We start from the raw sequence: 13868 nt of genomic DNA on the forward strand, positions 1-13868 counted from the left end.
CTCAGCTATGTTCCTGCGTGGAAACACTATTCATACGCTCTGTAGGCATTAAAACTCTAATATATTGATCCGCGTTCCTAGATGGTGAAAAGTCCGCTGCCCGTGCAGTGCCAACGTTACTCAATGGAAAATCCAACGCCGCTATAATTTCTGTCGCCATCGCTGAATGATCTCCAACAGGCACTAAACGCCCCCATTTCCCATTTTCCAGAAGCCTGCAAGTATCGCCAGGGCAATCGGTCGCAACAATTTGTCGTCCAAGCGACAAGGCTTCAGCAAGTACATTGGGGAAGCCCTCACCTGTAGACGAACTGACGAAAACCGAGGAGATTTTTATCCATTTATAAGGATTTTGATCAAAGCCCGGTAAATGCACTTTATGTGCTACTTCAAACTTACGAGCGATAGTCTCCAGCATGGAACGCTGAGGGCCTTCCCCTAAAATGAGGAGTTCAACATCCTTTTGTGCTAAAACTAACGCAAAAGCACGAATCAAGGTAATGAAATCCTTTCGCTCACTCAAACTTCCGACCGCGACCACTAACGGAACCGAAGGGTCAACGCCCTTCAAATCTTCTATAGGTTCGTTTGCCAGCGACTGAATGCGCTTCAGGTCAATTGAGTTTTGGATGGTAGCCAACTTTGAAGGCAATACGTTCCAACGTTCAACCACTTCTGAACTCGCTGCAAATGAATTACTTACGACCTTATCTGCACGAGAAAAACAAAATTTCAGCAGGCTATTCATGATAAACCTCCGGCTAGGCCGAAGTTCATTGAGGGTCGCATCAATCACGGCGCGCTGACTGACAATGACCCTCCCCCGATAACAAGCGATTTTCGATGCCAACACCAGAAAAACATTAGCCCAGTCCAGAGCGGACATAATAGCTGATGGTCTTCCTGTCTTCAGATAATCCAACAGTTTGATAAACACACGCCATTTAGACCGCGTATCGAAGTCAATCAAGTTCACATCAGGAGAAACCTCCGAACGATATCTGCTGGAAGCATCGCCGACCACCAAGTCGACATTCACATCGCGTTTTGCAATCTCTCCAGCTAATGAAATTATGGCACGCTCTGCTCCGCCACCATCCAAATCCATGAGAAAGAAAGTTAACTGGGCAGTTCGAGTGTTTTTATTCATTGCGTCATTCAAACAATTTTATAAGGAAAAATAATAGTAAAACGAATTATGTCGTGAAAGTACACCCATCAACGGCACGTATCAACTGGTGCTATCATCGGAATTCTGCAGAATGTTGAAAGCACTCCTCGATTAAGACCTTTTCGCTGTTGTGGCCTTTTTCTTACAAGGACCGAACAATATTTCGGGCGCGCTATCATGCAATGATGCCAGCAAGTGATTATCAGCCAGAAGGTACATTTTTTCGTTCATCAGGTGAAAGTTTTCTAGGAGTTCCAGCAAATCAAATGCACAAAATAGCTCAAAGGCTCCATTTTCGAGCGGTAATTTATCTATGCCGTTGAGATTCGCTTTCACGTCACAGTTAATCTGACTATTAACTTCAAAAATCTATACATTATAGAATTATAATTTAAGCTGTAAATTGATAACCCTAAGTTTAGACTAATTCGAGGGGTACTTTTAGACAACTGCTCGGCAGCCAATGGGTTCCTATCTGCACGGTCCGATTAATAGGGGAGGGCGGGTGACATTATCGCTGCGGTGACTTTCAAATACCGGCACCACGTTAGCCTGAAGCATGGGGACAGATAATTTTTTTTGTATTGAGTTTGAATAGCTTCTCACAATTGTCGACTCTTTAAAATCGTAACACACCGTTATCCCTGAAGCAGAATTAACAAATATACATTGGACGGCAAAATGATCGAACATTTCTCCGGATTTACTTTAAGGCAAGGGCAGGAGGGGGGGATTGAGACTGGGCGCGCGCTCTCAAGCCCCACCCCAATGCGAAGGCAGTCGGCACGACCAGCACAAGCGAATTGAATAAATAAGGTACGGAGGAAGCAATCAGCAAATAAACCGGGGCCAACAGTATAAAAAATACCCGGCCAGGTTTGGAGAAGGCCGACCTCAAACCCGATTTGATATTATTCATGAACATAATGAACAGAATGACATTCAAGAAAAGACCAGGCACACCACCAGCGGTCGCATACCACAAGAAGGTCGCGTGAGGATTGGCGTCCTCAATCGACTCTTCGTCAGCCGCTTTCCCACTGCGGTAAATCTCGGTTCCCCGCATCGCATCATAAAACCCTGAATACCCGACCCCGAAAGGATTTTCCTGCAGTATTTCGGAGCTCCCGACCACATAAGCCCAGCGAACAGAATTGCTGCTACCCTGTTGGGAAATTTTCAACTCGATCAGGCTGTACAGCTTCTCCAGTCCGCTTTGAGTAACTGGAGAAACCGTCGCTATAGCGAGCAAAAAAACAATCGCCGGAACCAGGTAAAGCCTAAACTTTCGCAGCGAACGTATATGGGGAAGATTTAACGAGGTGGCGAACAATAGTGCATACGCCCAGACAATCAATCCCGTTCCGAGGGCGAACCAGCCGATACGCGAATAACTGAATGCACAAGTAACCGAAAAAAACACTGCGGCGATCAGGGCGAACATACGATGCGAAAATCTGTCTGCGTGTAGAAACAGCCATGCCGTTAAATGGACCGCAATCCCCATCATCACACCTGGTGTGTTTTGACCCGACATGCGAAACATTTCATGAACTACGAGCGGATAGCTTAGCGACAGGTAAACATTGATCATGGTCCCAATCAGGGAGCCGAAGATAAGAGTCACTATTGGTAAATTGTTCGACTGGACTGTCCATCTCACCACGGCGAACAGCATCAGACAATTCACAAGCAGCCTCAAGGTGCGGCCAATATCAAGCATGAACAGCGGCGCAGTCAGCGATACCAATCCGCACCAAATAGCCAAGACCACCAAGAGAATAGCCGTTTTCCTAGCCGGAAATCCAGGGTTCAACAGAACCCGCACTAGGAAATTTCGCCCGTAAAGAGCGATCCACGCAAGGAAAACGATTTCATGTAGATAGACATTCCCTATGCCAATGGGCTTGCCCCACCATGGATACAGCATTGCAACTTCATTGGAATGAGGCACGGGAAGACACGGCATCACCCCAGCATAAAGCAGGGTGAGGACCATGAATACACGCTCAGTTGCAGATGCCCGAAGTGAGATTATCATGTGAAAAACCGACTAAAGTTCACTTCGATCCTAGTTAAATTTTGTTTTATTCATACCAAGTATCTCGAACGCCTGAGCTCAAGATATGGTTTTTCAACAACTGAAAGCAGTTTGCATATCTTTCAGCATCTTCAGCACTAATTTCCCGCGACCAATCATTAATACGTCCTGGCTGATATCGGGATAAATACTTGGTATAGGCTTTTAAAATCTCTTCATCAGAAGAAGCATCTTTTGAGAGCATGGCCAAAATTTGAGCGTGCAGCTTGTCTGGAGTTTTAGCTCGTTCGGTTTGTGGAAAGTGCTGATAAGGAGAATCACCAAAAAGCAAAACGGGCTTCCCAAGCAAAGCTGCCTCAAGACTAGAGGTGCCTTGGATGCCAACAACCAAATCAGAATTAATCAAGAATTCGTGACCAGAGGCATTTGGATGGGCAATAAAAAGATTTGGCCTCCTCATTAATGAGCAAAGTTGGGTTCTTGTATAATTATCCGGGTCGCTAAAATGCAGTTTGACGACCAAACTCACATCAACAGGGACCGACAAAGATAATGTCGCGATAAATGCAAGTTGGTCTTGGTAGAAAGGTGCCCAAGTGTCGAGCATTGATTCCGGCGACATGTGGAGTGGAAAGTAGATGTATCTCCCTTGAGGGGGCTCCATCAATAGTTTTTTGGTCGGTAATAGCGCTCTATTTTTAAATCTCCGAACAATATCTCGCGCTCTTTCAAAAGAGGTATTAAATGTGTATAGGTCTATACCGAGATCACTAGAAGCAATTTGTCGTCGAAAAAAATTCGAAATATTTATGCTATATTGCTTGACCCACTGTAAGACAGATCCGGGCGGTTTATATGCTAAAACCGATTGCCTTTTCTTTCTAACGCTGTTCATCAGTTCCTGAGCGAGGTCTTTTAGCTTTTCATCTTCTTCCCTTTCTAACGGCACTAGGTTGTCAGGGGTAAGAGCGTTGCAAAATCCAGTTAGATTATCTGGAATAACCGTAAAAGCCATCGCTACCCACGGGATCCGGTGTGACTTTGCCACGGCGAACCCTAAACCGGCATGTAAACTATCGTATGAACCAAGCACTAAATCCGGTTGATATTTATCAAAAAATTTTTGCAAATTCTTTGCTAGCAAAGTTGCATACCCCAATGACTGATCGATAGGCCGGTGTCGGAGAACTCTGTCTCCTTGAATCATGCTTTTTATCGTGGGGACGTCAGGATGCTCAAATTGACTTAAAAATTTTAAATCAGCCGAAGGCAAGCTTTCTGCCTTTGATTTGGAGAGCGCAAAAAACTCGTATTCTGGATATTTGTTCTTCGCGCGATCAATGCGCGTCGAATCCCCAACAATTCCATTAACAAACCGGATACCTGTTTTCTCGGTAACAGGTCCAAGTAAATAGTCGATGAACCATGGTTCCCAGCCAATAGTACACACTGTAAAGGGAATGCTTGGGCTAGTAGACATCAAAATTTTCCTTTGCTGCAAATATGAAATGCCAATTCATAAGCAAAGGTCCAGAGACTTGAAGTCTTCTTCCATCTACGGTTTTTTCAGTATATGTTTGCATACGGCCATCACTATTCCGAGGTAAATCAAATGGAATTTCAAATCGCATCGATTTAAATTGGGTATAGCCTTTTTTAAAGAGATACTTTTTGAATTTTGGGAGGGAATAGGTGTTATAAAAAAGATTTGCTTCAATCTTGTCGGAAGAATCAAACTGCTCAATGACAGTTCGGGTTTCAACCGGCCCGTCGTAGAATAAGGAAGTAATCGCAATCCAGGACGGGGAAATCAACGAAATCGAATCAATCGCTGCTTCATATCCTGGGAGCCACGATAAGGTTTGAAAGCTAATCACTCCATCAAATTCATTTTGTTTAAACTGTGATTTTAGATCATGAATATCTCCGGTAACAAGCTTGCAATTTGTTAAATTGTGGTCACCTAGGAGTTTTCGTCCCTCCGAAATAAGTTGCTCATCAATATCGACACCTGTGAACGTGTGACTAGGGAAGCGCTTTGACAAATAATGTAGATTTGCACCCTTTCCACAGCCAATGTCGCAGATTCTTTTCTCCGCATCCCCGATCACTCCTATCTGTTCCAGCCAATCAACAAAATCGATAGTGCTTTGATAAGGGGTTTGCAATTGCCGATCATGATAGTTTTTGCTGTAGCCAGTAGATCTGGGGTCATTCAAGTTCAAGTTAGCACCTTGACCGTAAGAATTGAGAATAGAAACTTCGTAAAAGTTAGAAAAATTAGCGACTATTGGAGAACAATAACACTAATGTGCACTAATTCTTCACCGAGCCCTAAATGCTGGAATAGGCAATGGACCATCAACCCATTCGGCAGGTGAGATACCTTGTTCCTGGGCAAGCGCAACCCGTTTAAATGCATGCGCGAAACCGGAGAGGACCTTGGTTACTGTGTTTTCATCGAGCGCAGAAGAAATGTTAAACGTGGTCAGGACCAATACACCTCTTCGCGTCAGTTCCTGCAACCACAATGCTCTCGCAGCCGCGTCATCCTTGCCGTTCTCATCGACGAAAGAAAATGTCGACCAGTGCGGGTGTCCCTTAATCTGGAAACGCTCCCCAAGTCCCAAGCGATCAGCCATCACCTTGGCGCCATCGAATAACTTGGTGCCTGCGGCCGTCATACGCGCATAAGCATCACCGGATTCAAGTATGTCCAGAACTTTCATGGAAGCTGCCATAGCTGAAACATCGCCGGCAAAGGTGAAACTCATGAAGGCATCCTCAAATACCTTCATAACGTCTCTGCGTCCAACCACGCAGCTAATGGGCCAGCCATTGCCCATCGCCTTACCAAAAGTGGCGAGATCTGGGGTGACGCCAAATATTTTTTGAGCACCACCCAATCCGAAATGAAAGCCCGAACAGATTTCATCAAAGATCAGCAATGCGCCATGTTTATGGGCAATCTGCTTTATGCTCTCAAGATATGAGGCCTCTGGCCAGTTAAAGTTAACCGGCTCCATAATGACGGCAGCAAATTGATCTTTTCTGCTTGAAAGAAGCGCGTCCAGTGCCTGGGCATCACCATAGGGAAAGGTATGAGCAAGTTCTTGCACTCCCTTGGGAACGCCCGCATTCCTCGAGGTGGTGCCGATAAACCAGTCCTGCCATCCATGATATCCGCATACTGCGACATGCTCTCGGCCAGTATACGCACGAGCTATCCGTACCGCACCAGCAGTTGCATCAGAGCCATTCTTACCGAACCTGACCATGTCTGCGCAAGGAATGATCCGGCAAAGTCGCTCGGCAAGCTCGACTTCTATCGGATGGGCCAGTGAAAAACTATGGCCGCTTTGCGCCTGTTTAGCTGCCGCTTCATTGACATCATCATCGGCATACCCAAGTATATTGGGCAGCAAACCTTGGATTAGGTCGACATATTCGTTGCCGTCCACATCTTTTACCATGGCACCTTTCCCCGATCTTAAGAAGATTGGTGTCACGCCGCGAATATGATGCCGCCAGCTTTTCGAGTAGGTCTGTGCGCCACCAGGTATAACTTGGTCACTGCGTTCCAGCCAACGGAAGCTTTCATCGAGGTCCAAGGGCGCAGCCGCTTCGGCGGTGGCTTCGTTTAAAAGCGACAGGTAAAAACCTTCGTTAATAATTGATTTTCCCTGCGGGGCATTACTTTCTTTTACAGCAGACATAATTTCCTCAAAATCGAAAGGGCCCGGACCGCCATGGTCTAGGACTGACCAAACAGAACGCACGAACTCAAGGTCATCAGGATGATCAACCGACCATCTTGCTGACCGCAGGTGAGGTGGTGCATGAAAAAAATCCAGCCGTCTGAGTTCAGAAGACCGGCGTATCCACGGGGTAACATGCTCGCGATCGCTCTCGAATTCGGCATTCTCCAAGGCCTGCCGTAAAACTTGGCGGGAAAACACTTCGACATCCTGTCCGTCAGGTCTAGTGTAGGGGTTGGTGTTACAGGCATAGTCCACCCCGGCGCCAAGATACGCGTTCACCACTTCGTCTATGGTATCAGGCGAATGCAGCGGGCAGTCCCCGGTGAGTCGGACTATGACATCGGCGTCAGTGACTTCCGCTGCCAGTACATATCTGCTCAGCACGTTATCGCGCGAGCCGCGAACAACGAGTAAATCATTGAAATTACAGTAATTCTCGATCTCATCATCTTCAGGTCCGGTACTGGTTGCGATGATGAACCCATCCAGAGAATGGGCGCCTCGAACTTGGTTGATCAGCCTCCCGAGCATAGGGATTCCGCCCACATCCTTCATCGATTTTCCGGGAAGCCGGCTTGAACTCATTCTGGCCTGTATCACTGCAATAACGCGTTGCTGGTTGCTCATCGCGTAGCACCACCGACATGGGAATCTAGCGATATTTCCTTGATCACGGTCTTCTCCTCCATGTACCAGCGGGTTTCATGGACAAGGCGCATGACGTCAATCCTTGTCTGCGCGATCTCTCGATTCGACATTTCCTTCATTTTTTCACGCAAGCGCGCAAATTTATTCACCCCGATAGGCTCGAGGATGCGACCCAAGGGAACATGCGCCCACCCAGACTGTCGCTTGGGAAGGAATGAAATATTCTTCTTCAACTCCTCTCGAACCTTGAAAATACTCGAAGGTTGATCGAAGCCTTTGGCCACAACACACCCATCGGGATTTATCTGGATGCCCTTAATCGTAAACTCGAAGGCAGGCGCGGAAATATTTGCAGTCGCATCTTTGACTATAGGCAGATTATTATCGTCCCAATCATCGGTCGGCCATTTGAACACGCAATATTCAACTCCGAGATTTTCGGGTTTGACCCAGTAGGTCAGGGCGTCACCAATAATCTCATCCACTTCGTCCCTGGCTTCAACAAGGTTTTGCATGAAATTCGGTTCGAACGACAAACCGGAAACCAATGCATATACCTCCAGTTGTTTCGGTCTTGGGTCACCGTCAGCAAGACTCTGATCGACGAACAAACTTCTGGAAATCTCGAGCTTCTCTTCAACGAAATCCTCAGTAGCCCAAGTCATATCCCCGACATCACGGTAAGATTTGTCGAGAGACTGGAAGTGCGCGTTCATTTAACTATGCTCCTCAAAGCCATTTTAACCTTGGACGAAATGAAAACCGCTTACCTAAGCAAATCGGCGGTCTCTAGCATTTCGACCACCTCCTTATCGGATAAAAGCTGTTCATCGGAGCGTAACGGAGCCGACAATTTCGGCATAGAATCATAAACGGAATATTCTTCTTTCAGTTCATCGGAAAGCATGTCGAGCAAGTCGGACAATACGATGTATAAATGTCCATCAATGGCCGTCCGCGGAGCCTCACTCTCGGTAACAAGCTCTTCGAACAGCTTTTCGCCCGGCTTGCTCCCTATCTCGGTAAAATCAAATGCGGTCTTACCCGAAACAGCCCTAGCAAGGCTCATAATATCGCAGCTACCCATGTTCTTTACGAAAATCTCGCCCCCCACCATGCGTTCCGACGCTTCGATACACAAGTCAACAGCCTGCGACATCGAAAGGAAAAAGCGCGTCATGCCGGTTGCTGTGATCGTTAGGGGCAAGCCTTTCTCAATCTGTCGTCTGAAAATCTGCAAGACAGACCCGTTTGAATCTAGCACGTTTCCGAAACGTACACTTGCGAACCTAGTTTTGTGTTTGCCCGAAAAATTATTTGCCGAGGTAAAAAGGCGCTCACCGAGTAATTTTGAGGCCCCCATCGTACTGGTGGGGTTGACTGATTTATCGCTGCTCGTCAAGACTACCCGGCTGACTTCTGTTGCGACCGAGGCTTGGATTACATTATGCGTGCCAACTATATTGGTTTGCATTGCTTCAAACGGGTTGTATTCGGACAGGTAGACATGCTTTAGTGCCGCGCAATGGTAGACAACATCAACTCCCTCCATTGCCAGTTGCAAGCGCTCCTTGTCACGAATATCGCCGAGAAAAAGCCTCAATTGGGAGCTGTAGTCGCTGAACTCCTGATCCAGTCTGAACAGACCATTTTCACTCTGATCAAAAGCACATACCGTGTCGCCATTCTCTAGCAGTCGTTCGACCAGAGCGGAACCGACAGAGCCGCAGGCTCCTGTAACCAAAATACGTTTCTTTGTAGTCATGTTATAAGTAAACCAAGTTGAATTTCATTCTGATGAGCTGATATCGTTCAGCGTTACATGCGAACCGGAAACGATACTTTTGAGCAATTTTTTTCCAACTACCTTGTCGACATCGTGGGGTGGGATGCCATCAGTCGGACACGGTCTCAACATGGATAGGTCATCTCTGGACAATACCTTACCTTGATCGATGTCACGGTTGACGCGGATACAACGGCGTTGCAAAACCACGGTATCTCTCTCGTTGTCTTCGATTTTTTTGACCCCGTTCCCGAGCGACATTTCCAGTTCCCTAGTCCGGTCCACCATTTCCCGCCATGACTCCGGGGTCATCGCAAATCCGTGGTCGGGGCCCTCTCTCTCCGTAGAATCTGTAAAATGCTTTTCGATCACTCTCGCACCCAAGGCGACCGCACCCAAGACGGCAACATGCCCCGGCATATGATCGCTCAGCCCAAGTACTATCCCAGGATACATCGAGGAAAACTCTTTTAGGACATTCAACTGCAGGCTCGAGTAATTTTTATGATCTGCGGTATAATTGGTGTTGCACTGGAGCAGAACCACATCACGATTTATCTTAAGCAAAGCATCAGTTGCGCGTTTAACGTCCTTCATATCAGAAGCACCGGTCGCCACCAATACGGGTTTTTTCTTTCCTGCCATGCGCTCGATAATTTCAACCCAGGTAATATCACCCGAACCAACCTTGTAAGCAGGAACGAACTCGTCGACATAATCCACCAACTCGAATGAGTAAGGACTGGTAAAAAAGCTCACACCAGCCTCGTCGCAAGCATTTTTTAGTGCAGCGGTCCAGTCGCGATTTAATGACGCATCGTCATAGGTGTCAAAAACCGATTTTTTCCACGCAGATTGATGCGACTGTTGCCCCCCGAGCTGTTTGAAACCCTCGTCGCTAACCAAGGCTCCTGCGGTGTAGTGCTGAAATTTGACCGCATCAGCGCCAGCATCCTTAGCGAGATAAATGAGATCTTTAGCTCGCTCCAAGTCCTGATCAAAATTGGATCCTATCTCGGCAATAAAATATACAGGATCATCGAGACTAATCCTTTTGCCGTCTATATGGATAACGGAATTCGGTTGAGTATTCACGTCATTCATTCCCCAAATTCATTTGCACGCGCATTCATTCTCGGTGCGTAGGTTGCCAGCAATTGGTAAGATTTCTTGATCAAGCGAAAACTAACCACCGATTATTTCTTGGAAATTGCCCACTCTACTTACTCTTCCGGATTTTAACTCGACAATGTAGTCGCAATTCTTCAATGTGCTTACACGATGCGCCACCATCAATATAGTCAGTGTTTCATCCATGTCTTCAAACGATTTCATTACTGCTGCCTCGGTTTCCACATCCAACGCACTAGTCGCCTCGTCCAGTACTAGAACATCCGCTTTCTTGTAAAGCGCCCGGGCAATGCCGATTCTTTGTCTTTGACCGCCGGAAAGGCGGATTCCGCGCTCCCCAACAAATGTATCATATCCGTCGTTTAATGCCTCAATTGCCCCGGAAATCTGGGCCTTCTCGGCTGCTACCTTCAGCCTGGTCCAGTCAATATGTTCTTTGCGCACACCAAATGCGATGTTTTCTGCAATCGAACCATCCGTTAGAAAAATACTTTGCGGAACGTGAGCGATTCGCGCCTGCCACGACCTTTGGGTCTTCAGATCGAGTGCCGTGTTGTCTATGCTTATCTCCCCGGAACTCGCGAAAAGTAGGCCCATGATGAGATCCAGTAGGGTACTTTTCCCGCTTCCCGTTTCTCCAATAAAACCTACCCTAGCCCCGCGCTCGATGGTCAGGTCAAGTTTTTGCAAGACCGGTTTGCCTTCCTGTGGATGATAACTGAAGGTCAGGTCGCTCACCTGAATTCGGTCATTAAACAGTAAAGGCTCATGACGTATCTGTGCTGAGGGAGGCGGCGCTTCCTGTTCTAGGAGTTCCAACACATCGACCAGGGAAGCCTTGCCGCCCGCCATGGATGCCCAGCTTGCATATCCCTGCTGAACTAGCGGCAATAACCTCTGAGCCGCCAAGGCCAACGTCCCGAGCACAGGCAGGGCAGCTGCTAAACCTTCTTCACGCTGGGTCAGAATATAGGCAAGTATCGCGATCAGAACCATACCAAAGGCCTCGATCACCGGTCGCGGAGCCCCGCCCAGAATGGCAATTATAGACAACGCTCTGCGCATTTGCCAATCGACTCGCCGATATATTCGAAAGTACGTTTCCTGAAGGCCGTCAATAATTACATCCCGAATCCCTCCTAGCCCCTCCTGGACAACCTGGGCCACTTCGTTTTGCCTCAGCGTGACTAGCTGACTGTTAGATGCCAGATGTTTCTTGGTGAAATAAGCAACAGCAAAATAGATCAATCCGAAACTAAGCAACGCAACCGTGGTCATTTGGGGGTCAACGAAAAACATGAACCCGACAACCGTAGCAACTATAATGGATGCTGAGATCAGGGTTAGAAAAGGTATAATAACAAAATACACAACAGTATTAATCTTCGTCATCAATACCGCAATTATTTGGCTGCTGTTTCTCGCAGAATGGACGGCGTATGGTTGATAGAGCGTTTTTCGGTAAGCGGCCGATCCTAGGTCGTTACCTATAGCGTTCCCTAGATGGGTTTGCACCCACAGCAAGGCTAGCCTGATTAAGCCTGATATTATGGCAGCCAAAGCAAACAAAATACTCAGTGGCAAAACAAGTTCCGCAGAAGAATTTAGGTCAAGCAAGTTTATAAGCGGTTGCATCAAGGCATGGGAAAAGACTTCGTCTGGGGCCGTTAGAGCTCCTAAAAATGGCAAAACCATACCCAGCGAGACCACTTCAGAAACAGTCCCTAAGAGCATCAATGCCATGAGCCAAGCCAATTGTTTTTTACGACCAGCAGGTATAAATTTCCACAAAGATGCAAGTAATTGGGGCAAAGTTTTTCCGTAAAATCTTCTATTGAAGCTAAATTTTCAAGGTCTAAAAACTTGGGTCAAACACACAAATTAGTCTTACCAATATCAAAAAGACATTTAAGATCATAGGTGAAATCGCGACGGTGCTTGCGATGGTTGAGGACCTTGATCGGGGTATCGGCGGTAGTCGCAGTGGTGAATGTAAGTAGCGCCATGTCGGGAGGTTCCCAGCAGGTGTGCTTAGTAAATGCGTAGGCCGGTGGTCAGGAGGTCGCGCATGTGGCTGTATGTGTGCGCCGTCAGTTTATGCGATTTCTTGCTGGCCGCATAGAGTGCTTGGGACTGCGTTGTTTTCCGCAGAAAGACATTGTCGAGACGAAAATAGAGGAAATTGGATTTGATGTGAAGGCGGCTGCGGCGCAATAGGAATGCACACGATTTTCTTTATCCAATCGCATTCAGCGCTAGGTTAACAACTACGTTCTTGAGAGGTTCATTTGAAAAATGGCGGAGAGGGTGGGATTCGAACCCACGGTACTATTGCTAGTACAACGGTTTTCGAGACCGCCCCGTTCGACCACTCCGGCACCTCTCCGCATGTGTGGTCTTGGCGTTCGAGGCGGTGTTTACCGGGATGAGCGCCAGATTGCAAGAGGGAAATCTCAAATTTCATGGACTCTTTTGCCTGGGCTTTTGGGCCGCGCTGTTTGCCCCGGTTTGGAAGGCGTGCAGGTTCTTGCAAATCTGCGGCTTTGCCATGCGGTCCCGGGCGGCGTAAAAGGTCACTCTGTGGTTGACTCTTGGGGGCAAAAGCGGTAATTCACCCGTTCTTCGCAGCGGTTCGGTATCTGTTAGCAGCGGCACCGAGCTGCGCGTTTGTGTTTCCAGAATGTTTTTCAGGAACTTTTAGATGTACGCAATCATCAAAACTGGCGGCAAACAGTATAAAGTTGCTGCCAACGACGTTATCAAAGTCGAAAAGATCGCTGCCCAGGCCGGTGATACCGTGAAACTTGAAGAAGTTCTCATGGTTGCTGGCGACGGTGCGCCGAAGGTTGGTGCTCCGTTGGTCAAAGGTGCTTCTGTAACTGCAGAAGTTCTCGAACAGGCCAAGGGCGACAAGGTGATCGTTTTCAAGAAAAAGCGCCGGCATAACTACCGTCGCAAAAATGGTCATCGCCAGAACCTGACTGTTCTGCGCATCAAGGACATCAAAGCCTGATTTATCAGGTTGAGATGCAGTTTTAGGAGAGTTTCATGGCTCATAAGAAAGCTGGTGGTAGTTCGCGCAACGGTCGTGACTCCGAAGGTCGCCGTCTCGGCGTTAAAAAATTCGGTGGTCAGGCAGTTGTTGCAGGCAACATTCTCGTTCGTCAGCGTGGCACCAAGTTCCATGCCGGTGACAATGTTGGCCTCGCCAAAGACCACACCCTGTTTGCGACTGTGAACGGTTCTGTCCAGTTCAAGTCGGGCTTCAAGGGTCGTACCTACGTAACCGTCGTTCCGGCCGAGGCGTAAGCCTCCCGTCGGCTGCGCGAT

The 13868-nt window shown here is 47.5% G+C and carries 13 protein-coding genes and 1 tRNA gene; 2 read left to right on the top strand and 12 right to left on the bottom strand.

Going from position 1 to position 13868, the window contains the following annotated elements:
• Position 1 precedes the first annotated feature (1 nt).
• The 12 genes from DY252_RS04935 to DY252_RS04985 form a co-directional block, all read right to left on the bottom strand.
• The gene (locus DY252_RS04935) at positions 2-1150 is read right to left on the bottom strand and encodes a glycosyltransferase (RefSeq protein ID WP_064787410.1); all 1149 of its coding nucleotides are present in this window, start codon (positions 1148-1150) and stop codon (positions 2-4) included.
• Positions 1151-1282: 132 nt separating this feature from the next.
• Positions 1283-1507: a hypothetical protein gene (locus tag DY252_RS04940; protein ID WP_064787409.1), complete on the bottom strand. Its 225-nt coding sequence runs from the start codon at positions 1505-1507 to the stop codon at positions 1283-1285.
• A 367-nt stretch (positions 1508-1874) separates the two neighbouring features.
• Positions 1875-3170, bottom strand: a complete 1296-nt coding sequence (locus DY252_RS04945; protein WP_165374894.1) for an O-antigen ligase family protein — start codon at positions 3168-3170, stop codon at positions 1875-1877.
• An 88-nt stretch (positions 3171-3258) separates the two neighbouring features.
• Positions 3259-4692, bottom strand: coding sequence for a hypothetical protein (locus tag DY252_RS04950; RefSeq protein WP_064787407.1), 1434 nt, complete (start codon positions 4690-4692; stop codon positions 3259-3261).
• Positions 4682-5437, bottom strand: coding sequence for a class I SAM-dependent methyltransferase (locus tag DY252_RS04955; RefSeq protein ID WP_165374895.1), 756 nt, complete (start codon positions 5435-5437; stop codon positions 4682-4684). Before DY252_RS04955 ends, DY252_RS04950 begins: the two co-directional genes overlap by 11 nt.
• A 99-nt stretch (positions 5438-5536) precedes the next feature.
• The gene (locus DY252_RS04960; protein WP_082923331.1) at positions 5537-7600 is read right to left on the bottom strand and encodes an aminotransferase class III-fold pyridoxal phosphate-dependent enzyme; all 2064 of its coding nucleotides are present in this window, start codon (positions 7598-7600) and stop codon (positions 5537-5539) included.
• Positions 7597-8337, bottom strand: a complete 741-nt coding sequence (locus DY252_RS04965; protein ID WP_064787405.1) for a hypothetical protein — start codon at positions 8335-8337, stop codon at positions 7597-7599. The genes DY252_RS04960 and DY252_RS04965 overlap by 4 nt, the downstream gene beginning before the upstream one ends.
• Positions 8338-8387: 50 nt before the next feature.
• Positions 8388-9386 (bottom strand): SDR family NAD(P)-dependent oxidoreductase, encoded by a 999-nt coding sequence (locus tag DY252_RS04970; protein ID WP_064787404.1) that lies wholly within the window; start codon positions 9384-9386, stop codon positions 8388-8390.
• Positions 9387-9410: 24 nt separating this feature from the next.
• On the bottom strand, positions 9411-10511 hold the full coding sequence (locus tag DY252_RS04975) for an N-acetylneuraminate synthase family protein (RefSeq protein ID WP_082923330.1): 1101 nt from the start codon (positions 10509-10511) through the stop codon (positions 9411-9413).
• An 81-nt stretch (positions 10512-10592) separates the two neighbouring features.
• The gene (locus DY252_RS04980) at positions 10593-12350 is read right to left on the bottom strand and encodes an ABC transporter ATP-binding protein (protein WP_064787403.1); all 1758 of its coding nucleotides are present in this window, start codon (positions 12348-12350) and stop codon (positions 10593-10595) included.
• Between the two features lie 56 nt (positions 12351-12406).
• On the bottom strand, positions 12407-12544 hold the full coding sequence (locus DY252_RS22110; protein WP_156518935.1) for a hypothetical protein: 138 nt from the start codon (positions 12542-12544) through the stop codon (positions 12407-12409).
• 290 nt (positions 12545-12834) lie between these two features.
• Positions 12835-12924: transfer RNA gene (locus DY252_RS04985), tRNA-Ser, on the bottom strand.
• A gap of 315 nt (positions 12925-13239) precedes the next feature.
• Here DY252_RS04985 and rplU point away from each other — a divergent pair.
• Both rplU and rpmA read left to right on the top strand, forming a co-directional pair.
• The gene (rplU, locus tag DY252_RS04990) at positions 13240-13551 is read left to right on the top strand and encodes a 50S ribosomal protein L21 (RefSeq protein ID WP_008889408.1); all 312 of its coding nucleotides are present in this window, start codon (positions 13240-13242) and stop codon (positions 13549-13551) included.
• A gap of 35 nt (positions 13552-13586) precedes the next feature.
• Positions 13587-13847 (top strand): 50S ribosomal protein L27, encoded by a 261-nt coding sequence (gene rpmA / locus DY252_RS04995; protein WP_008889409.1) that lies wholly within the window; start codon positions 13587-13589, stop codon positions 13845-13847.
• Positions 13848-13868 lie beyond the last annotated feature (21 nt).

This window comes from Thalassospira indica, assembly GCF_003403095.1.
In the GTDB taxonomy this organism is placed as follows: domain Bacteria; phylum Pseudomonadota; class Alphaproteobacteria; order Rhodospirillales; family Thalassospiraceae; genus Thalassospira; species Thalassospira indica.

Bases quoted from the DNA above. Each gene is read 5' to 3' on its own strand.
- DY252_RS04965 (WP_064787405.1), bottom strand. From the start codon at position 8,337: ATGAACGCGCACTTCCAGTCTCTCGACAAATCTTACCGTGATGTCGGG.
- DY252_RS22110 (WP_156518935.1), bottom strand. From the start codon at position 12,544: ATGGCGCTACTTACATTCACCACTGCGACTACCGCCGATACCCCGATC.
- DY252_RS04935 (WP_064787410.1), bottom strand. From the start codon at position 1,150: ATGAATAAAAACACTCGAACTGCCCAGTTAACTTTCTTTCTCATGGAT.
- DY252_RS04970 (WP_064787404.1), bottom strand. From the start codon at position 9,386: ATGACTACAAAGAAACGTATTTTGGTTACAGGAGCCTGCGGCTCTGTC.
- DY252_RS04950 (WP_064787407.1), bottom strand. From the start codon at position 4,692: ATGTCTACTAGCCCAAGCATTCCCTTTACAGTGTGTACTATTGGCTGG.
- DY252_RS04945 (WP_165374894.1), bottom strand. From the start codon at position 3,170: ATGGTCCTCACCCTGCTTTATGCTGGGGTGATGCCGTGTCTTCCCGTG.
- rpmA (WP_008889409.1), top strand. From the start codon at position 13,587: ATGGCTCATAAGAAAGCTGGTGGTAGTTCGCGCAACGGTCGTGACTCC.
- DY252_RS04960 (WP_082923331.1), bottom strand. From the start codon at position 7,600: ATGAGCAACCAGCAACGCGTTATTGCAGTGATACAGGCCAGAATGAGT.
- DY252_RS04975 (WP_082923330.1), bottom strand. From the start codon at position 10,511: ATGAATGACGTGAATACTCAACCGAATTCCGTTATCCATATAGACGGC.
- rplU (WP_008889408.1), top strand. From the start codon at position 13,240: ATGTACGCAATCATCAAAACTGGCGGCAAACAGTATAAAGTTGCTGCC.